Source organism: Alistipes sp. An116 (assembly GCF_002161005.1).
Taxonomy (GTDB): domain Bacteria; phylum Bacteroidota; class Bacteroidia; order Bacteroidales; family Rikenellaceae; genus Alistipes; species Alistipes megaguti.
This window is the reverse complement of sequence record NZ_NFLR01000008.1, coordinates 141,010-162,310: the sequence shown is the minus strand read 5'-3', so window position 1 is coordinate 162,310 and position 21,301 is coordinate 141,010. Positions and strand designations below refer to the sequence as shown.

Annotated in this window: 15 protein-coding genes and 2 pseudogenes; 10 read left to right on the top strand and 7 right to left on the bottom strand. The window is 49.9% G+C overall.

The genetic code is table 11. The annotated features are described in order from the left end of the window. Positions 1 to 96: 96 nt before the first annotated feature. The 4 genes and pseudogenes from B5E60_RS07560 to B5E60_RS14480 form a co-directional block, all read right to left on the bottom strand. Positions 97 to 846 (bottom strand): annotated as a pseudogene (locus tag B5E60_RS07560) (IS256 family transposase); the annotation flags it as partial. Between the two features lie 486 nt (positions 847 to 1,332). Then, a complete protein-coding gene (locus B5E60_RS07555; RefSeq protein WP_087310891.1) occupies positions 1,333 to 3,708 on the bottom strand; it encodes a hypothetical protein in 2,376 nt (791 codons plus the stop codon). A 3-nt stretch (positions 3,709 to 3,711) separates the two neighbouring features. Then, entirely contained in the window at positions 3,712 to 6,174 is a 2,463-nt protein-coding gene (locus tag B5E60_RS07550) for a P-loop NTPase fold protein (RefSeq protein ID WP_143260688.1), read from the bottom strand. 771 nt (positions 6,175 to 6,945) lie between these two features. After that, a pseudogene (locus B5E60_RS14480) lies at positions 6,946 to 7,427 on the bottom strand (metallophosphoesterase); the annotation flags it as partial. A gap of 854 nt (positions 7,428 to 8,281) precedes the next feature. On the opposite strand from B5E60_RS14480, the gene B5E60_RS07540 reads away from it, so the two are divergent. Then, positions 8,282 to 8,839, top strand: coding sequence for a flavin reductase family protein (locus B5E60_RS07540; RefSeq protein WP_087310887.1), 558 nt, complete (start codon positions 8,282 to 8,284; stop codon positions 8,837 to 8,839). Positions 8,840 to 8,860: 21 nt separating this feature from the next. Next, positions 8,861 to 11,608 carry an AAA domain-containing protein gene (locus B5E60_RS07535; protein ID WP_087310885.1) on the top strand — a complete coding sequence of 916 codons (2,748 nt, stop codon included), beginning with the start codon at positions 8,861 to 8,863 and terminating at the stop codon, positions 11,606 to 11,608. Between the two features lie 451 nt (positions 11,609 to 12,059). On the opposite strand, the gene B5E60_RS07530 is transcribed toward B5E60_RS07535, so the two are convergent. Both B5E60_RS07530 and B5E60_RS07525 read right to left on the bottom strand, forming a co-directional pair. After that, on the bottom strand, positions 12,060 to 12,629 hold the full coding sequence (locus B5E60_RS07530; RefSeq protein ID WP_087310883.1) for a 6-carboxytetrahydropterin synthase: 570 nt from the start codon (positions 12,627 to 12,629) through the stop codon (positions 12,060 to 12,062). 19 nt (positions 12,630 to 12,648) lie between these two features. Beyond that, the gene (locus B5E60_RS07525) at positions 12,649 to 13,056 is read right to left on the bottom strand and encodes a Fur family transcriptional regulator (protein ID WP_022307318.1); all 408 of its coding nucleotides are present in this window, start codon (positions 13,054 to 13,056) and stop codon (positions 12,649 to 12,651) included. A gap of 307 nt (positions 13,057 to 13,363) precedes the next feature. On the opposite strand from B5E60_RS07525, the gene B5E60_RS07520 reads away from it, so the two are divergent. Genes B5E60_RS07520 through B5E60_RS07510 form a run of 3 tightly spaced genes read left to right on the top strand, consistent with a single transcriptional unit; the run spans position 13,364 to position 16,503 of the window. Continuing rightward, the gene (locus B5E60_RS07520; RefSeq protein WP_087310881.1) at positions 13,364 to 14,263 is read left to right on the top strand and encodes a cytochrome c biogenesis protein ResB; all 900 of its coding nucleotides are present in this window, start codon (positions 13,364 to 13,366) and stop codon (positions 14,261 to 14,263) included. Between the two features lie 32 nt (positions 14,264 to 14,295). Further along, positions 14,296 to 15,078: a cytochrome c biogenesis protein gene (locus B5E60_RS07515; protein ID WP_087310908.1), complete on the top strand. Its 783-nt coding sequence runs from the start codon at positions 14,296 to 14,298 to the stop codon at positions 15,076 to 15,078. Between the two features lie 33 nt (positions 15,079 to 15,111). Then, positions 15,112 to 16,503: a cytochrome-c peroxidase gene (locus tag B5E60_RS07510; protein ID WP_087310880.1), complete on the top strand. Its 1,392-nt coding sequence runs from the start codon at positions 15,112 to 15,114 to the stop codon at positions 16,501 to 16,503. 110 nt (positions 16,504 to 16,613) lie between these two features. Here B5E60_RS07510 and B5E60_RS07505 read toward each other — a convergent pair whose 3' ends face one another. Next, complete coding sequence (locus B5E60_RS07505; RefSeq protein WP_087310878.1) at positions 16,614 to 16,997, bottom strand: winged helix-turn-helix transcriptional regulator; 384 nt, start codon at positions 16,995 to 16,997, stop codon at positions 16,614 to 16,616. A 263-nt stretch (positions 16,998 to 17,260) separates the two neighbouring features. On the opposite strand from B5E60_RS07505, the gene acgA reads away from it, so the two are divergent. From acgA to B5E60_RS07480, 5 genes are all read left to right on the top strand, one after another. Further along, positions 17,261 to 17,449, top strand: a complete 189-nt coding sequence (gene acgA / locus B5E60_RS07500; protein WP_087310876.1) for an ACGX-repeat peptide — start codon at positions 17,261 to 17,263, stop codon at positions 17,447 to 17,449. Between the two features lie 107 nt (positions 17,450 to 17,556). Next, positions 17,557 to 18,096 (top strand): ester cyclase, encoded by a 540-nt coding sequence (locus B5E60_RS07495; RefSeq protein WP_204246451.1) that lies wholly within the window; start codon positions 17,557 to 17,559, stop codon positions 18,094 to 18,096. 9 nt (positions 18,097 to 18,105) lie between these two features. Continuing rightward, complete coding sequence (gene acgM, locus B5E60_RS07490; protein WP_087310874.1) at positions 18,106 to 19,128, top strand: radical SAM/SPASM domain protein, ACGX system; 1,023 nt, start codon at positions 18,106 to 18,108, stop codon at positions 19,126 to 19,128. A gap of 6 nt (positions 19,129 to 19,134) precedes the next feature. Beyond that, on the top strand, positions 19,135 to 19,713 hold the full coding sequence (locus B5E60_RS07485) for a nitroreductase family protein (RefSeq protein ID WP_087310872.1): 579 nt from the start codon (positions 19,135 to 19,137) through the stop codon (positions 19,711 to 19,713). Between the two features lie 430 nt (positions 19,714 to 20,143). Continuing rightward, positions 20,144 to 21,103 carry a phosphoribosylaminoimidazolesuccinocarboxamide synthase gene (locus B5E60_RS07480; RefSeq protein ID WP_087310870.1) on the top strand — a complete coding sequence of 320 codons (960 nt, stop codon included), beginning with the start codon at positions 20,144 to 20,146 and terminating at the stop codon, positions 21,101 to 21,103. The last annotated feature ends 198 nt before the right edge of the window (positions 21,104 to 21,301 follow it).

The following is a 21,301-nucleotide window of genomic DNA, read 5'->3' as shown; positions in this document are numbered from 1 at the left end:
TGCTCCTTGCAGTATTGAACTATCTCTGCGATTCCTTCTCGTGTAAGCATCTTTCCTTTTTGGCGCGAAGTTACCGCTCTTGAAATAAATTCACTATACGCACTTCACCAGTTGCTTACGTTGTAGCGGCGTCCCGGGAAAGACCGCACTGATGACATCCTCCAGACCCTTCAGCCCGTCGGCACACACCAGGCCGATCTTCCGAACGCCTCGTTCCTGCAGTTCTGCGAGCATCTCGCCCCAACCCAGGGCGCTTTCCGTGGGCTTATTGAAGATCCCCAACACCTCGCGCCGCTTGTCTTCTCGCACGGCGAGCACTACATAGAAAGCTTCTGTTTCTACGCTCCGCTTGCGGTGGATCTTCATGTGTACGCAATCGATGAAGACGATCGGGTAATAAGCCTCCAAAGAGCGCGTGAGCCATTGCGAGACATCTTCTCGGAGGTAGTCCAGCATTCGCGAAATGCTCGCCTTGCTGTAGTGCTCGCCATAGATATCCTGGAATACCTCGCCAACTTGTTCCTGCGTAAGTCCTTTCGTGTAAAGTGTTCCGGCAAGACGTTCGCATTCGTCTTCCTGATGGCGAAGGATCGCCAGGATCCGGGGATGAAAGTTCCCGTAGCGATCTCGGGGTATCCGGAACGTCAGCGTACGGCCATGACCGTAACTATGTCCCGGGCGAAAGCCGTTGCATTTATTTCCCGATGCGGAGTTTTCCCGGAGATATTCCCGGCGCTCCGAGACCATCATACTCTCCAACAAGATCTCCAACAGATCCTGAAGGCCATTTTCCCGCTCCGAATGTTTGCATATTAATTCGGAAAGTTGTTCCTTTGTCAACACCATAAGTCTACTCCTTTTTTAGTTTTTGTTGGTTCGTCACTACAAATCTAAAAAATCTGTAGACTTTTTTATTTTACCTTCCTTCAGACACACTCTTTGAAACAGTATCTTTTCGTGTAAGCATTTTTTTGCGCGAAGATACCTCGCGTGGAATAAATTCGCTACACGCACTTCTCCGGTTGTTTACGGATACAAAACAGGGAAAGATTGTCTATCTCGCATTTATGAGAATCTGGTGGAAGTGAACCCAGCCAGTTCAGAATTGAGGTCAGACAGCACGATAACTGGCTATTCTGTTTTCGAACAGGCCCAAGAGCGTATCTTAACAACCTCATTATTTAAAGTTCTTTGGCAATATTGATAACTTAACAAAGGTGTTTTAAGATATTGAAGAACCCCAGGCAGCTCCAACAAATGATTTGACACAGTTTAGTTTACATTACCGTCATTGCTAAATCTAAGAAAGTTTTACTCAAAATTTATTTGTTTTCAACTATCGATAGGTCTCTGTGGCAAAAATCGACTATTTTCGGCATTTTTACGTATTTCTCTAATGTATTTAACAACATCAGTATCACTGACTCCCATAAGCTTTGCTGAATTTGCATACAATGAATATTCGTTGCACAAGGATGTTGAGAATATCCCTTTATCATCCGTGTTGATACTGGCAGCAATACCATTCTTGATGAAATAATGGATAGTATGTTCCTCATATTTATCTATCGGCCCTATTACGACATTGGACGAAGGATTAGTTTCTATTGTAATACCTTTTTCTATCACTATAAATTGCAAGTATACTTGCAATATAGATGCTACCTCAACAATTTCTGGAAGATATGTATAAGTTTCTATTGCATTACCTTTCTCCCATACTTCTTTACTTGTAAAGAATTCATGGCATAATGCAATTGCATTTTTATTCTCTCTCGCTTGTTTACAAGATTGATCTTGACATAGAGATGCACGTCCCCAATAAGAATACTGGCCTATCGGATCAAAATTATCACTTCTGAGCATCATTGACATATAATATGCGTCAATATTGAAAGGAATGTGATAACCAATTTTTTCATAAATATCTGACATCTTTTCTTCTAACTTTTTAGAAAAGTTAGCTGACATTTTTCCTCCATTCAATGCCATAGTTTTGTATATCCAAGCTAATGTATCCAATAGTCTTTGACGTGACATGATAGTTTGATATCCTCTATGCTCATAGTATTTTGAAGCGGAAATCCCCAACGCTATCGCATGTCCCAAACGACTCCCATTGCCTAAGTGTAAAAAACGAATGGCATCATCTATTGCTTTCAAGCCATCACATAGGTCATAAAAATCTTCACCAACATGATAAGTAAAATTTGTTATACCTCTTAAACGAGCATAACGATATATTTGCCCAAATACTGCCGGAGAGCAATCTATTTCTGCCCCTGCAGCATCAATACCTACAATTTTATATACAGGTTGGGGATACGATATAGCATCATAGCGTTTTTGGGCATCATTTAAAATCTTATCTATTTCATTTCGATATTCTTGGCAATAATTATATCTTGAGCCATAATATTTTTTATGTACGACTTGTTCACTCTGTTTAATAAAATGAATGATATATGTTAAATTACTATCGTTTATATCAGAACGAACAGAACCATCAATGCTCTTTCTTACATCTTGCTCAGGAATTTCAATTGGGGTAACACGAGCCTCCATTTTATCTGCAGTATATGGCCGTATTGAGGATTGAATTGCATATAGGGGAAAGATATTTTTGTAATCATCTGAGCAAAATTTGGTTTTTCTAGATTCATACATTTTGAAATTTTCAAATCCGACCAATGGATTAGTCTGAATGAACTCTTTTCGCACTCTTATCTTCAAAGCTATATAGAGAAAGAATAAATCTGCTAATTTGATTACTTGTGATTCCTCCTTGAAATAACGGGAAAAAAAATTATATAACAATTCCCGTTCACCACTATGTATCGCATATATGTTAGAAGAGGGCTTTCTCAAGATAGCATACTCGTGAGTAATGTTAAAAATTTTATTATCATCTGTCTGATAACTTCTAATACGGCTCTCAACTTCGACTAAATACTTGGTCCTACATACATCATCGTCTAATATTTTAAGAGTTTCCGCATTGGACGCTGCAGTTTCCTTTCCATTGAGAGTCTCAAATATATGAAGTCTAAGGATAGCTGCCATCTGCACAATCTTACGAAATTCAACGTTTTGCTGATCTCTGCGGTATTGAATTTGCTTATCTGCCATATATAGAACCTTACGATAATCATCATCCCTATTTAGCAGCCTATTCATAAAATCCATCCATGTCAATTCAAAGACATCTGCCGATGCCTTCAAATGGGCATGTGTATCGCATACCCCCAATTCTAATTCTACATTGATCTTTGAATGGTTATGAGAGATAATGTTTGGCCAATCAAATGATGAGATTGGAGAATTACCTCCCGAATTATGGTTAAATGCCAAGAATGCTGTTGTTAGTAAATCTTCTCCCAACAATAAAGTAAGTTCACGCCAATCTTGAAGCCTATTGAATTTCACAATAGGTATACCTGTATCATTTATTAGACACTTCGTCGCAAATTTATTTAGAAGATTCAGCATATGATGCCATTTCGGGGTTTCCCCACATTGACATTCTTGCTTAATATATTCTTGCAAACATCGTAGTTCACTCTTTGTAAATGCCCTTGCCTTCCATGATGCCAACTCAACAAAATCCCCTGTTATAAAGGAATTAGTATGATTTTTGATATCAGCATACAAACTATTGACATCTAAGTCATAAAACAATGTGCGTATGGCGGGAACAAGTAGTTTCATAACTTAGCGTCTTTGAACTTCCTCTATAACTTCAATTATGTGTGCACGAGAATTACGCTTATCTGGAAACTTCTCCTTCCATTCTTTACGAGAAATCTTTTGGTAGATTTGAGGAAGTGCTTTGCTCAAAGTACCGAGAATTGTACTTTGTGCATAGTCCCTAGCTGTAAAGAGTGATGCTATAATGTTTTCAACTTCGTTCTGACGACCAAAAATTGCCTCAAAAGCGTCGTGGTTACAAGACTCGAGAAAACTGCAAATGACATTCAAAAACTTAAACTGAATCTGATATGGTTCATCCTCCTTACTTTTAGGATATGTACGCATACCTGATTTTGTTATTTTATTATAGAACTCTTTGATACATATCTTATTCTGACTGGAATAACTATCGAAACGACCAACTCGTATACGTTCGGACAATGCATTCAGTACCTCTGCATTACGCAACACTGCATCAGAAAGAAATCCATGCATTTCATTATCATACTCTCGGTCATTATTAGTAATCATTTTAGACAATAGTGACCAATCATGTCGTTTAGCGAAATCATAAATGGATAAATTATCATCGGTCTGGTTGAAATATACATCAAATCGATTATATGTATTCTTTAAGTTCAGCACATTATAAAATGGAGATAATACATCAAATACCAGATTTTTGATAGTTGAATGAAATGGCATCAAATAAGATGGCTCGAACGCATTTCGTTTTAATTCCCACGAGTCAGTTTTCCTTTTAATGTTAGCCAATCTTGATATTGTCAACATAAAAAATTCAACCATTTGAAATCTTTCTTTATAACTATCATCTATCTGATCTTTATTATGACCAAGACTTTGTATCTCTGCAATCAGAATATCTCCATTTATCAATTTACAATCTCTACTCTGATTTTCATCTCCTTGAATGCTCTGGGGAGGGAGCACTTCATCGACTTCAAAAGAAAAGTATCGACCATTAACAAGTTTTTGCATTTTATTTGTGTGTTCAAACATTACATCTGAAGAGTATATTTCACCAACCTTCTCATTGTTCGCCGGTTCTGGATAATGATTATTATTAATATCCTCAGTTACAAAGTCATAACATTCGTACATCTTTATAGAATACAATGAACGCACAAAGAATACAAAAAGCTGAAGCTGCATATCACTCTCATCTTGATCAAGATACTCTAGTATGCGCATAACATCGCCTAATGAGATATTATAAGCATAATTAGAAGGATCAGCGATGAATTTAAACTGATGGCTGTTTTTGAGCACATCAAGTGTCATTAAATTAGCCACTACAGCTTTGTTGAAAGCTAAATCAGATTCTATACTTATAAGTTTATGAGCTATATGTCTATATTCTGCAGACAATTGTTGTGTCCAAGTGTAGAAAAAGTACTGTTTAAACTGTTTCTGGTTTTGTTTATGCTCTGCGAGATGTTCTTTGTCTCGTAAAGGCATTCTATACAGCATATGCAATAGCTGACGTAAGGAACGAAGCGAAGATGGAATAATAAGGGAATTTCGTCCCCGGCTATTATAAAACAAATAACCCGTTTTCCAAAATATTGAATGAGTAACAGCCTCCTTGACAGAATGAAACTCATCATAATCCACTCCATTAGAATTTGTATAAATTAGTTCATTGTCACAATAGTCTTCCAATAACGGCATATTTACACGACTACTAACAGGAATCAGTTTTGTAACGTATTTGACAGCCATTTCGTGTCCTTCTGCACTATCAACATTTTGGCTATTTTCAAGATAGTGTTGAACAGCATCTATCAACTGCTCTACTTTTACGCTCAGCATAATGATGCACCTATCGTTGGTTAAATATTTACGGATATGTTCTGACATTATGTAAGCTCCTTGAATATTCAAATCCAAGTCATCAACAACTATAATGAGATATTTTTTATTAACATATTCCAAAAAGGTTGCAAAAAGTTTCTGTATACTATCTTGAAGAGACAATCCTACTGACAATGCCTCCAATTCTTGAAGGCCATCATAATAATGTTCTTTATCTTCTGGTTTAGCAAGGTATTTCAAATAAATCATAACCTTGTTAAATTGACTAACTAGATTATTACGTTCACTATCAGCGTATTCATCTTTCTTTGCCTCAGAAGATAGTACAGAATACAAGCTACCAACAACAAGCTCAATTATATTATGCGTATCATCAAAGAACGATGGATCAATTTCCTTTAAGAAAAAACAATCATTAAGGTCACGTTCGCATTTTGACTTAAAGCTCATCATGCAAGAGGTTTTGCCCGTTCCACGATCACCACAAAAACTAATTATATTGTTATGTTTTCTTGCTTCAGCATCTGCTAATAAAGCATTAAAAATTTTTTCTGCAAGAACATATTGGTTGCTAAACACAGAGTTTTCCATGTCTTGCGACTCAATTATGGGTTGATTTTCTTTGCCGTCTTGAAATGTTAGTTTCATATCACTATTGGAATAATGTACTTTTATAAACTATAATTGGAATATTTCTTCATAATTAACAAATATAGCGAAAAGATTTGAGCACACAGAAGATTACGACCTTATATATTACCTTTAGTGCAAAATATATTTGATTCAATCAAACAGCAAGAATATCTTCACTTTTACCTATCCTGGATAATTCTACTACAAGGATGAAGTCTCTTCAGTAGAAAGTTGTCAAAAGTCAATTTTTAACCAATTATTGGCACTAATTTAAATAGTGCCAATAATTTGAGTGCTGCTAATATACTGGTAAGTTTATAGTTCTTTTCGATGAAGGCTTATTCTTTTCCCCAGCAACTATTCTGCAATGGAGACAATCACCGAGCATTACACCAGAGCCAGAACCTGATTAGCATCGTCTAAGCATTCGTATTCCCATGTCAGTTCATAGGCCGTACCCTCTCCCATATAATTATGATAAGAATATGATAAGAATCGGAAACCAGCCGTACGTAACTCTCTTCACGCAATATTCTTAGGAGCTTTCGGCTTCGTATATCACGTCGTATACCAGTAGTGGCGCTCCTGCCTTATACAAGACGGCAGCTACTTCGATGGCCAATCTGGCATTGGCAAAATAACTGTTGGGAACGACAATTTTCCACCCCAGCAGCCGTTTATTTGAAACAAAGATGTTCAGGCATAAAAGACCACGTTCGCCATAATGATCTGTAGCGAACAGATGATAAAACGGGTCTGTTCATGGTCTGTGAAACGAAATGTTCATTAAACCCCAATAAACTTGCCCTGATTAAATCCACTCGCAAGTTGTTCGTTCTCGAAACCGTATCCCATCTGGTTACATATTATACGTTATACGAGGCTCGCCAACCACAGTGTCAATGTTGGTATGCAAATGCCCGTGAACCCTGGCATCGATCCTATCACCGGTAATCAAGTCTCCATATTCACTGGCAAGGTGCTCTGTTCAGCATGGCCCTCCTATGATGCGGAACAACCCCCGAAAAGTCGACAGATGGTGCGTAACCTCCACAATATGGGCCGCCGCACTCTCTTTAGACACTTTTCTTGATAAAATTGATACAGGTCCCATGCATCAGTTGAACTCCTCCGTCTGCAGCTGCTTCACGTCGTACTTAATCTGCCGGAAGTCATTCATGCCTTTCCACGAAATATTCGTCATTCGGGTTGATCCGCGGCCATAGCGCACTTAGGCCGAAGTCGGTGTCATCGATGCGGATAACCTGATACCGACTCTTTCTACGGTATCTTTATTGTTATTCAAAACATACACACATCGTCATTTACTTATCTTTTCACGATCATTTGTTACGTAAAAAAATTATAAGTTAGAAGATTGGGGGAATTTCTCTGAATTTAGTTGACAGTTAGGAATTTTACATTTTTACAAACAAATAGCACTTATTATCTCACACTTTTTCCAACGAATCAGCCCCTCTTTAAACTCTTTGCCTTGAAATTAACAACTTTACTTTATCCCCGTATTTATACGCTTAATCAAAGTAAAGGCAAAATATAGGAAGAAAAGAGATGGCTTCGCCATGGAAAATGGTTTCAGCCATTATTCTTTTGGCTGTGAAACTATAAGTGACCCGGGAGTAAAGGCCAGCCTTCCTTCAGTCCGCTTAAGATGACGATCAACAATCCTGAAAATATCTGTGAATTCATCCTCAATTTTACAGCATATTTTGGCGAAATAGGCCCCGATATACCCTAGGTTAGTCGGGGCACCCAAGGGCTGTTTTGGCTTCTTTTCCCCCTGTTTGAAGAGAGCCGATGAAAAAACGTTAAATCTTTGATTTTTCGCAAAAAACAAGTAAATATTTAAGATCTTCTCCTTTTAAACCATTAAATAACCAATAGCAATATAATAGTGCATCGAAAACAAATGAGACAACACCTTGACAAAATAGCTTCAGCCATTTTCTATTTTAATACGAATCCGCCCACAACATCCCAAAATAGTCCATCTTTAGGAGAATAATTTCGTAACATCCGGTTCAAATCAAGATTCGGATTTTGCCAAGTCGTTAAATTCTTGTAATTTTCGTAAAATTTACGACTAATTTCACGAAGCAATATGAAAAAAGACTTTGGATCGAAGAGCTGGCTCTACCCGATGCCCGTATTGATCGTAGCAGCCTACGACGAGCAAGGTGTGCCCAATGTCATGAATGCCGCCTGGGGTGGCATGTTTACCGATGAGACAATCGGAATCTGCCTCTCCGCAGGACATAAAACCACGAAAAATATCCTTGCGACACGTGCCTTCACCGTCAGCATGGCTACGGTCGATCAAGTGGCAGCCTGCGACTATGCGGGTATCGTCTCCGGGAATAAAGTCCCCGACAAATTCGCCCGGGCGGGATTTCATGCTACTCCTTCGGCGCACGTCAATGCCCCGATGATCGACGAACTGCCCATGACGCTCGAGTGCGAACTTCTCTCCTATGACCCCGCAAGCTGCCATCTGACAGGACGTATCGTCAACATTTCGGCCGACGAAAGCATTCTGACCGACGGACAAATCGACCTGCGTAAGTTGCGCCCGATCAGCTTCGACCCCATTCATCTCGAATATATTGAATTAGGGGCTACGGTCGACAAGGCTTTTTCCTGCGGCAAGAAACTAAAATAGCGAGACCTACTGCTATTCAGGATGTACGATCCTCGGGAAAACCGGATTATCATCGACGGAGAGGATAAAACCGACTCCGTCGAACGCTGTTGGTACACCTCAAGGCCCAACCGCTGCCAGGTCATTTTCTGCCATTTCCCGAAGACCTACTCCTATGTCCCAAGTAAAGTGTTGTGGCTGAAGGATCCCGTGGTCTTTGATCCGCAGCATTGCCATCTGCTCCACAAAGGCCGCCGGATAGAGCCTATCTCCTACATCGCCGCTTTCCAACAAGGCTCGCGGCGATTCTGGTATGTGGAATACGCCAACGGCACCGGAGCCCACTACAAGGGATCGGAGGTCGAACTCGTTCGATCGTGCTTGGAGGAACCACCCGCACAGGATCGCTTCGCCTATCTGCGCGACGTGGCGGAACTCAACCCGCTGGAGACCGACGACGGGCAGAAACTGCTGCTGATGCAGTACCAGAAGATCGACTTCGTCTCCGACCGTTCGGCGGCGGCCCTCTACCTGAATCTCGGCAAGGGCTCGCCCCGACAATCCCCCGTTCCACCGCTCATCTACCCTTTCGGGTGCAACGCCAGCCAGCAGAGAGCCATCCAGGCAGCCTTCGGGAATCAGATCAGCATCATCCAGGGCCCTCCGGGAACCGGCAAGACGCAGACGATCCTCAACATCGTGGCCAATCTTGTGGTGCAGGAGAAGACCGTGCTGGTCGTCTCGAACAACAACTCGGCCATCGAAAATGTGGTCGAGAAGCTGGAGAAGCAAGGGCTGGGATTTCTCACTGCCCTGCTGGGCAGCCGTGAGCGAAAGACGGCCTTCGTCGAGACACAGGCCATCGAGAAGTCCATCCCGGCCGAGATCGACTCGTGGTATTCGGCCGAAACCGACTCTCCGGAGTTCCTTCGCACCATCCAGTCCGAGGCTGAATCGTTGCAGACGGTTTTCGAACGACAGGAGCGGCTGGCTCGCGCCCGACAAGAGTTGACGGGACTCCAAATCGAGCAACTCCATTTCGAGCAGGAGACAACGATTGACTCATCCGTCACGCTTCGTCGGCAAATGCCGTCGGCCCGGCTGCTGATGCTGTGGAACGAATTGCAGGCCGCCGTCGAATGGCAGCCGAACGGACTCTTCGACCGATGGCGCGACGCGGTCCGATGGTTTTTGCTCAAACGCCGGATTCGTCGCCTCTTCGACGGATTTCCCCGCCATCCGGAGCGGCAGGATCTCCAGCGGTTGATCCCCCTCCTCCAGCGCAGTTACTACCAGGTTCGGCAGGAGGTGCTCACGGCGGAGATCGACCGGATTGAAAAGCAACTTGCCACGTCGGATGCTCCGGCGATGGTGGCCCGGCTGAGCGACGACTCAATGCGCTACCTGCGCAGCCGACTGGCCGCCCGCTATGGCAAGGGACACAAGCGACCGATTTTCCAGCACATCACCCCCGAGCTGCTCAAGGAGTACCCCGTCGTGTTGAGCACGACCTTCTCTTCGCGGTCGAATTTCCGGGCGGAGACGCTCTTCGACTACGTGATCATGGACGAAGCCTCGCAGGTGTCGTCCGAAACAGGGGCATTGGCGTTGATGTGCGCCCACAATGCGGTGATTGTCGGCGATTCGATGCAGCTGCCCAATGTCATCACCGATGCCGACCGGCTCCGCATACAGGCCATCGCCGCCAAACACGCGATCGATCCCCGCTACGACTGCGCCGCGCTGAGTTTTCTGGAGTCCGTCTGTCGGGTCTTTCCCGAAGCGCCTCAGACGCTGCTGCGCGAACACTACCGCTGCCACCCGAAGATCATCAACTTCTGCAACCAGCGCTTCTACGGCGGGCGCCTGCTGATCATGACCGAGGATCACGGCGAACCCGACGTCATCACGGCGTGGCGGACTGCACCGGGGCATCACGCGCGGGGAGCGTTCAATCCCCGCGAGATCGAGACGATCCGGCGCGAGGTACTGCCGTCACTCCCCTGCGAGCAGACCGAAATCGGCATTATCTCTCCCTACAACGAGCAGGTCAACGCGCTCCATCGTGAGCTGGGCGGAGGCATTGACGTGGCCACGGTCCACAAGTTCCAGGGACGGGAGAAGGAGGCCATCATCCTGTCGACCGTCGACGATCAGATTACCGCCTTCACGGATGATTCCAATCTGCTGAACGTCGCCGTATCGCGGGCCAAGCGGCAATTCACGCTCGTCACCTCGAGCAACGAACAGCCCGACAGCCGCAACATTGCCGATCTGCTGGCCTACATCGACTACAACGGCGGCAAGATCACGGAGAGTGCCATCCATTCGGTTTTCGACCTGCTCTACGAACCCTACGCCGAGGCGCGGCGGGAATTTCTCAAGCGACACCGCCGGATCTCGGAGTTCGACTCCGAGAATCTGACCTATGCCCTGTTGGAGCGGGTGCTGGAGGCCGACCCGGCATTCCGGCATCTGGGTGTCCTCTGCCACCAACCGCTGCGACAACTGATCCGCGACTGGACGCTTCTCGACGACGAGGAGCGCCGCTATGCCTCGAACGGTGCCACACACCTCGACTTCCTGATTTACAACCGGGTGAGCAAACGCCCCGTCCTGGCTGTCGAGACCGACGGCTACCAGTTCCACAAACAAGGGACCCGCCAATCCGAACGCGATCGGATGAAGGATCGCATCCTCAACCGCTACAGCCTTCCGCTGCTGCGCCTCTCAACTACGGGCACCGACGAAGAGTCCAAGATCAAAGATCAACTATCGAAAATTGTTTAATAGATTCAGCAGCAATCTCACTATCAAAACAGAACAACCAACCGACTCATAGAACATTCAACGCAAAGCAATCCGTTCTCCTAACAAGCCCTCTTCAGCCCGCCAAAGTCTGAAGCACACCGCAACCTGCTCCTCTCGTGCGCAACTAATACATTCTGCATCAAATCCAGTTTCGTCCTCAGAGACTTGACTCTCGCCGCAATCTGTATCGTCACCTCACCTGGATTTAAGGCATCAACTGCTAATATGTTATTCATAGATGCCATCTACATCCAACAACGAACAAAATATTATTCTTTATAAAAAATCCATATTCCTCCTGAAATAATATTTTTCCCCAATAGTTGACCACGGCGGAAAGGCCATGACGTCCAGAAAAAATTGCGCCCTGAATAAAAAAGTCGGGTCCCGAAATTCGGAACCCGACTACCCTATCCACAGAGTGTGACGACTACTTCTTCTTGCGATACCCGCACTTCGGACATACACCCTCCTCGTTGAGTGCAACGCCGCACAGCGGGCAGCGGTCGATGTCGTTCTTGGTCACGAACTCAGCCGAGGCCGCATTCACACCGCTCGTGAAGGTGATCTTGGCGATATTGAGCTTATCCTTCAGCAGATCGTAGACAATCTTGATCATCCCCTCAACCGTCAGCGTCTCCTTCGTGACTACCAGACGGCAATCGGGATAGGCCGTGGCCAGCTCCGTCTTGAAGGCCGGACCCTTCATCTTGTTCTGCGGGTGTCCGTTGCGGATGCCCTGCTTCTCGTAGACGTCCAGAACGGCCGGCAGCAGCGGATCATCCTCGCGCAGAACCAGCGCATGATCGAAATTCCGGAGCACGTCCCACGCTACCTTCTGAATCTCGTTGCAGGGGTAAACCATGTTCACACCCGCCTCGATGCTATCCTCCACCTCAATGGTCAACTGTCCCGTGTGGCCGTGGAGATACTGAGCCTCTCCTTGAAAACCGTAGAAACGGTGTGCATACTGCAGATCGAATGTTGTGATACTTCTCATAACAAATTGCGGTTTTAAGTTAGACATTCTTTTTCAGTGTTACCTGTACCTGTACTTTACCGATCTCCTCCGTCGGGAAGTGTTTGCGTTCGAGGTATTCGCGGATCAGTTGCGAAAGCTCCGGGTCCGCATAGTCCTCGATCGACTTGCCGTCGAAGAGGTGATGGTGCTCCGCCACCGTGATGTCGTAGTAGCACTTCCCGGTGTCGGGGTGATAGATGAACGACAAAATGTTTGCCGAACGGAAGCTGTCCAAAATCCGATAGATGGTCGAAACGGTCACCTCCTTGTTGCGGGACTGAACCCGTTCGATGATATCCTCCACCGTGGCGTGGCGCAGCTCCTGCATCGCCTTGTAGACCTCGCGGCGCTGCGGGGTCAGCTTCAGCCCCGCCTCCTTGATTCTTTGCAGTCCTTCGTTGTTCATCGTTTTGTTTCTTTCTCTGGTGCAAACATAATGCAAATAATTCGCAATTGCAAATATTTCGCATTTATATTTTCGGATTTAGGGTAAGATCCCCTTCAGACACACCTACAGCCGCCCTGCGGATTAAGCGCACCAACAGACCATCTTCCCGATTTCGAAGTTTGCCAACTGCCACAATGCTTGTTGCCGCCTGCACGGACAAATTCCTCCAATCGGCAGCCCTTTTATCCTCCGAAACGCACTATTTGGAGTAACCGGGTAAACGATATTTTTTTATATTTGCGCCGATTAGATAGATGACCGACATATGAAATTCGAGGCTAAACATCTGTTCATCCTGCTGTTGCTGCTTTCGGTGGTGATTCAATGCGCGTTCGGCAACTTCCCGTTTGCCTTCTTCGCCTTCCCGCTGGATGCACTCATAGCCCTGCTCTGGATTGCAGGAATGGTGTATGCCTATAAGGAAAACCGCTCGTCGCGCTTCGTTCAGATGTGGCTCTCGCCGCAATGCACCTACTGGACGCTGGGCTGGCTCATAGCCGGGAGTCTGGTCATCGGGCTCTTCCCGCAGCTCTCGGCCGCGGAGGCTGCCGAACGTTCGGGGCTGCTCGCCCGGCTGGGTTGCTACCACTTCACCACCTCCTGGATCTTCGTGGTGGGGCTCTTCGCCCTGCTGACCCATCTGGGGATGATCACCCTGCGGCGAGGCTTCCGCCCGGGGCGCAACCGCTGGCGCTTTATCCTCAACCATGCCGGGCTGTGGCTGGCGCTCTTTGCCGGCGTGGTAGGAAGCGCCGAGGAGCAGACGCTGCGCATCCCGGTCTTCCGCGACCGTCCCAACAACGAGGCCGTCAGCGAAGAGGGGGCCAAGATCTACCTGCCGAAGGAGTTGCAGTTGAACAATTTCACGGTGGAGCACTACGCCAACGGCACCCCGCGCCACTTCTTTGCCGAGATCTCGATCGACGGAAAGCCGGCCCGACTGGAGGTCAACCACCCCTATGCGGCCAACTGGGCGGAGGACTACTACCTGACCTCGTACGACGTGCAGTCGGAGCAGCCGCGCTACTGCGTGGTGCAGATCGTACGGGAGCCGCTGAAATACGTCATGTGGCTGGGCGTGGTCATGATGCTGTGCGGAGGCTGCCTGCTGTTTCTGGCCGGCCCGAACAGACAAAATAAGGAACTTTGTGAAACATCGCGGTGACGAAAGACGTATTGTAAAAATATGCGAGTATGATGTTCACGTGGGATAATTTCGAATGGTTTGCGCTGGTCTCCATCGTGCTGTGGGCAGCCGGCGCTGGGGTGGCGTTGTTCAGCAGGGAACGACGCCGCTGGGCCATTCTGCTGACCGCTCTGGGTATGCTGGTCTTCGCGACATTCATTGCGGGGTTCTGGCTCTACATGCAGCGCCCGCCGCTGCGCACGATGGGGGAGACCCGGCTGTGGTACTCCTTCTTCATGAGCGTATCCGGACTACTGACCTACCTGCGGTGGCGCTACCCCTGGATCCTCAGCTTCTCGACGGTGGTGGCGACGGTCTTCGCCCTCATCAACATCCTGAAACCCGAAATCCACGACCAGACGCTGATGCCCGCCCTGCAAAGCCCGTGGTTCATCCCGCATGTCACGGTCTATATGTTCTCTTACTCGGTATTGGGGTGCGCCTTCATCCTGGGTTGCATGGGGCTCATCAAACGTCGGGCCGACTACCTCGAAGCAACCGACAAGCTGGTCTATACCGGACTGGCCTTTCTAACCGTCGGCATGCTCACCGGTTCGATCTGGGCCAAGGCGGCATGGGGCCACTACTGGAGCTGGGACCCGAAGGAGACCTGGGCCGCGGCGACGTGGGCGGGCTACCTGCTGTATGTCCACCTGCGTCTGTTCCGCAAAAATGCCTCGCGGCCGCTCTACTGGATTCTGATTGTCTCGTTCCTAGCGCTGCAGATGTGCTGGTACGGGGTCAACTACCTCCCGGCGGCCCGGCAGAGTGTTCACATGTATTCACGTTCTTAGTTATATAAACTGTTTAATTTTAATTCATTTGTTATGAAAAAAGGCTCAAAGATTATTCTATCCGTGCTGGTAGTGATAATCGTGCTTTGCGTCGTCTACCGGCTGGTGAACAAGGCACCGTCGGCCGACCTCGAAAGCAATGCGCAAATGGAGCAGATCGTGGCGAGCAGCGGATGTATTTCCTGCCACTCGGCCGATCCGAAGCTGCCTTTCTATGCCAACTTCCCGGTAGCGGGCAAGCTGGTGCAGGAGGATGTGCGGCTGGGCTACCGTTCGTTCGACATGGCCCCGATGATGGAGGCGCTGAAGAACGGTGAGAAGATCAACGAAGTGGACCTGGCGAAGGTCGAGAAGGTGATTGCCGACGGAACGATGCCGCTGGCCAAGTACTACCTGGTACACTGGGGTGCGTCGCTGACGAACAAGGAGACGCAGATGGCGCTTGCATGGGCCAAGTCGCAGCGTGAGGCCTTCTACCCCAACCCGCTGGCCGACCAGGAGTGGGCCAACGAGACGGTGCGCCCGATTCAGGATTCGATTCCGGTGGACATCCGCAAGGTGGAGCTGGGCAACAAGCTCTACTACGATACCCGTCTGTCGGCCGACAACACCATCTCCTGCTCCTCGTGCCACGGTCTGAACACGGGAGGTGTCGACAACAAGGCCTTCTCGGAGGGTGTTGGCGGACAGCTGGGCGGCGTGAACGCCCCGACGGTCTTCAACGCCTACTACAACTTCGTGCAGTTCTGGGACGGACGTGCCGCCACGCTGGCCGATCAGGCTGCCGGACCTCCGGTCAACCCGGTGGAGATGGCCTGCAAGTCGTTCGACGAGATCTGCGAGAAGCTGAAGGCTGACGCCGCATTCAGCAAGGAGTTCACGGAGGTCTATCCCGACGGCATCAACCAGGCCAACATCACCAACGCCATCCAGGAGTTTGAGAAGACGCTGCTGACGCCCAACTCGCGCTTCGACAAGTACCTCAAGGGCGACAAGACGGCCATGAACGCCGACGAGATTGCCGGATACGAACTCTTCAAGAAGTACAACTGCGCCACGTGCCACGTCGGTGAGAACATGGGCGGACAGTCGTATGAGCTGATGGGCATCAAGCGCGACTACTTCGCAGACCGCGGTACGGAGCTCACCATCGAGGACAACGGCCGCTACAAGGAGACCAAGGACGAGCGTGACCGCCACCGCTTCAAGGTGCCCGGACTGCGCAACGTCGCTCTGACGGCCCCCTACTACCACGATGCCACGCAGGCAACGCTGGAGGATGCCGTCGTCTCGATGGCCCGCTACGAGGTGGGCGAGGAGCTGACGCAGCAGGAGGTCGACCGAATGGTAGCCTTCCTGAAGACGCTGACCGGCGAATACCAGGGCAAGCTGCTGACCAACGACAACTTCCCCGAGACGGAATAAGGCACATCGCCTCATTCTCAGCCCGACACGTTCCGACGTGCCGGGCTTTTTTTCTTATCGTAGGATTAGAGGCCCGACGAAGCCCCAGGCTCCCGGTCCGACTCTTGCGGCTATTTGCCGGAGGCCTCCTCCGACTCGAACTGCCTGCGGTGTTCGACGATCTTCTTGATGTTGGTCTGCGCCCACTCGGTCAGCTGCGCAATCAACGGCACCAGGGAGCGCCCCAGCTCCGTAAGCCGGTACTCGACCTTGGGCGGAACGACCGGATAGACGGTGCGCGAAACCAGCGCGTCGGCCTCCAGCGTCTTCAGCGTGCCGGAGAGAACCCGCGACGAGACATCGGGAATCAACCTACACAGTTCGTTGAAACGCACCTTCTCGTGCTCGCTCAACACCAGCACCACCAACAACGCCCATTTGTTGCCGAAACGGGCAATCACGTTACGTACCGGGCAAATCTCAATAATCGAATTTCGTTCCTCCTTGCGCAGCATGGCTTGTAAATAAACAGTTACTTCCAATAACGAAGTTAGTAATAAAAACCGGCATACCGACACGGGTGAAAAAAATATATTTTTTAACACCACCCTAACGGTCTGATCCTCTGCAAAAGCGAGAAAAAGGTTACTATAGGCTGAATTTGTAACCCGTTGTAGAACAACAGACTGCATTGTAACTTTGCACCGGTAAACGCAAGGGATGAGCTGTTCCGAACGGGACACTCCACCTGCGGAATTCACACTTAAAAACAACCGGTATGAAGAGAACATCTGTCAGCGGAGTTTATTCCGCCAGAAGAAGTGCACAGAGCTATCTTTGTGCAAAAGAGGAAACGACGGCTCCGAGCGGAGCGTGCGGCTCGGCCTGCGGCGCAGGCGACGGCGACACCAAGCCCGAACCCAAACCGACGGCCTGCGGTTCGGCCTGCGGGGCCGGGGACAAATAGACGGCCGTTTTAGCAATCTCCTCCGGCGGGCCAACCGGGATTCCGCCGGAGGTTTCCCGACAAACATCCATTCCACCGATAAAACCGATAAAAACAACAGAGAAACCATGAAAAAAGCAATGACCGTGCTGTCCGCCATCGTGGCAGCCATCTGCATGATCTCCTGCGGGAACACCGCCGCCGACCAACAGCACTCCGTAACCGAAGCCAACAAGCAGGTCATGGAGCAGTTTATCCGCTTCATCAACACAGGCGACCGGACCCTCGGAGAGTCCATCATCTCGCCCGACGTGATTTTCTACGCCCCGACCTCCGCCGAACCGCTGCACGGATTCGAGGGTTACATCGCCGTACTGGACATGATGCGCGGCGCCATGCCGGACGTTCAGTGGAAGGCCGAGGAGTTCATTGCCGAGGGTGACAAGGTGATGATTCGCTTTACGATGAGCGGAACGCAGACCCAGCCCTTCATGGGGATGCCCGCAACGGGAAAACCCGTCAAGGTGACGGCGATGAACATCTACGAACTGAAGGAGGGCAAGATCATCCGCGAGCACGGTCTGCCCGATCTGTTCACGATGCTGCAGCAGCTCGGCGCCATTCCGGCCCCCGCACCCCAGCAGAACCAGCAAAACCAGCAGAAATAGCCCTCCGCGATGGAATACTTCGCTTTCCAGTGGCACATCACCGACAGCTGCGACCAGCGCTGTGCGCATTGCTACATCTTCGCGGAGGGGCATCCCCGACTGGTCGAGATGCCGTTGCAGAAGGCCCGGCAGGTCGTGGTGGATTGCGTGGAGATGTGCCGCCGCATGAAGCGCCTGCCCTATTTCTACATCACGGGCGGCGATCCGATTCTGCACAGCCGCTTCTGGGTTATTCTGGCGCTGCTTCGGGAGCGGAGCATTCCCTTCACGATATTGGGCAACCCGTTCCACCTGACCGATGCCGTCTGCGCCCGGCTGAAGGAGTACGGCTGCGACAAGTACCAGCTCTCAATCGACGGACTCCGGGAGACGCACGACGCCATCCGCAAACCCGGCTCGTTCGACGCGACCCTCGACAAGATCGACGTCATCCGCCGGGCGGGCATCCGCTGCGCCGTCATGACCACCGTGTCGGGGACGAATCTGCACGAAATCCCCGGGATCATTGACCTGGTGGTGGCCCGCCGAGTCGACATCTTCGCATTCGGGCGCTACTGCCCCACCTCCTTCGAGAAGAGCACCCACATCGAGCCGCTGGAGTACCGCGATTTTCTGGAGCGCGTCTGGCACCAGTTCGAACAGTACCGGGACAGCGGCACAACCTTCAATCTGAAGGACCACCTCTGGACCCTCTTTCTCTACGAAAAGGGGTTGTTCAAGATACCCGAGGGGCTGGACGCGGACACCATCTACGATGGCTGCCACTGCGCCGACTGCCACATGACCATCCTGCCGACGGGCGAGGTGATGGCCTGCCGCCGTTTCGAGAGTCCGGTGGGCAATCTCTTCCGCAAGCCGCTCTACGACCTCTACAACGGCCCGGAGATGGAGGCCTACCGGCAATACGAGCGGTTCGAGAAGTGCTCCCGCTGCGAGCTGCTGCGCTTCTGCCGGGGCTGCCCGGCCGTTGCCTACGGCTATACGCACAACTTCTACGCCCCCGACCCGCAGTGCTGGAAAGCGATTGAATAAAAGAGCATGGAACTGCTTGAATTGATGAAATACCGCCGGAGCATCCGGCGATATACCGAAAGACAGGTGCCCGAAGAGGCGCTGCTGAAGGTCCTCGAAGCCGGGGCGTATGCCCCCAGCGCCGGAGGCGGGCAGCGCACCCGCTTCGTGGCCTGTCAGAACCGGACGCTCAACGAGGCCCTCGGCAAACTCAATGCGGCCTGCCTCGACCGCTCGCGCCTGGCGGGAACCTTCGTGTCGAAGGAGCAGCCCTCGATCATCGACGACCCCTCCATCCGCTCCGGATTCTACGGTGCACCGACCGTCATCACCATCTTCGGTCCGAAGCACTTTCTCTATGCCGGGGCCGATGCCTTCTGCGCGGCCGAGAACATGGTACTGGAGGCCACGGAGCTCGGCCTGTCGTCGTGCCTGCTGGCGCGCGCCGCGGAGACCTTCTCAACCCCCGAAGGGGAGGCAATCCGCCGGCAGTGGGAGATCCCCGACACGATGGAGGCACAATGCTTCGTCATTCTGGGATACATCGACGGGGAGTACCCTGCCACGAAACCGCGCAAGTCGGGGCGCTACCAGATTGTCCGGTAGCCGCACCCAAACCGCCACCCCCCATCCGAATCTCCAGGCTCCGGCGAAAAAAATCCTTCGCCGGGGCTTGGAGTTCCCGCAAAAATTACTACCTTTGCTCATGGAGTCACACCCCTCCGGCGACCCGCTCCAGCGAGGGAAAAAACCATCCAAAATCGGACTCCGAACCCGAGTTTTACATTTTTCCGAGAATATCGGACACAAGAAATGAAGCGTCAAACAAGGTTTTGCCGCCTCTTTACAGTGCGTCTTTTTGTGCCATCGGCTAACGTCGTAACTGACAGAAAATTAACGAGTTACAAGGCTTTTCTGCATCGGGAAGTTTCTTTTATGCCGATACGGCCTCTCGGGACGGAAACTTTCCACCGCCGAGGAATCCAATTTTCACGCAAAAAACGTATCTTTGCACGCAGATAAACCTGCAAACACCATGAACGCAATCACTCGTACCGATTTCACCTTCGAAGGCCAGAAAAGCAAGTATACGGGAAAAGTCCGCGACGTATACGACATCAACGATGAATATCTGGTCATGGTGGTGACCGACCGGATCTCCGCCTTTGACGTGGTCCTGCCCGAAGGAATCCCCTACAAGGGTCAGGTCCTGAACCAGATCGCCGCCAAATTCCTCGACGCCACGGCCGACATCCTCCCCAACTGGAAACTCGCCGTACCGGATCCGATGGTCACCGTCGGCCGCAAGTGCGAACCCTTCAAGGTCGAGATGGTCATCCGCGGATACCTCTCGGGCCACGCCTGGCGTGAATACAAGGCCGGCAAACGCACCATCTGCGGCGTGGAGATGCCCGACGGCATGGTCGAGAACCAGAAGTTCCCCGAACCGATCATCACCCCCACGTCGAAGGCCGCCGAAGGTCACGACGAGGATATCTCGAAAGAGCAGATCATCGCCTCGGGACTCGTCAGCCGCGAGGAGTACGAACAGCTCGAAAAGTACACGCGCGCCATCTACCGCCGCGGTTGCGAAATCGCCGCAAAAATGGGGCTGATCCTCGTCGATACGAAATATGAATTCGGAAAGAAGGACGGTGTCATCTACCTCATGGACGAGATCCACACGCCCGACTCGTCGCGTTACTTCTACGCCGAGGGGTACGAGGAGCGGCTGGCACGGGGGGAACGGCAGCGCCAGCTCTCGAAGGAGTTCGTCCGCGAATGGCTCATGGCAAACGGATTCCAGGGACAGCCGGGGCAGAAGGTGCCCGAGATGACCCCCGAGATCGTCGCCGGCATCACCAACCGCTATGTCGAACTCTACGAGCAGATCACCGGCGAAAAGTTCATCAAGGCCGAGGCGGCCGATACGCAGACCATCCTGCAGCGGATCGAGAAGAACGTTTCGGAGTGTCTGAAGAGCCTGAACAAATAGCGTACACGCAATAGCGGTCCGATCGACGGACCATTGAGAAGCGGTCAACCAAGGTTGGCCGCTTTTTTATTTTCCGGATCTGCCACCGGGGCCTGCAAGAGGTGAAAGCAGCCAATCCATACACGGGAAGCCGAGATGGTCGCCCGAAACAGTCTCCGATGACGGGAGCGAGGAAGAAGTTTCGTTGCAAAAGCTTGA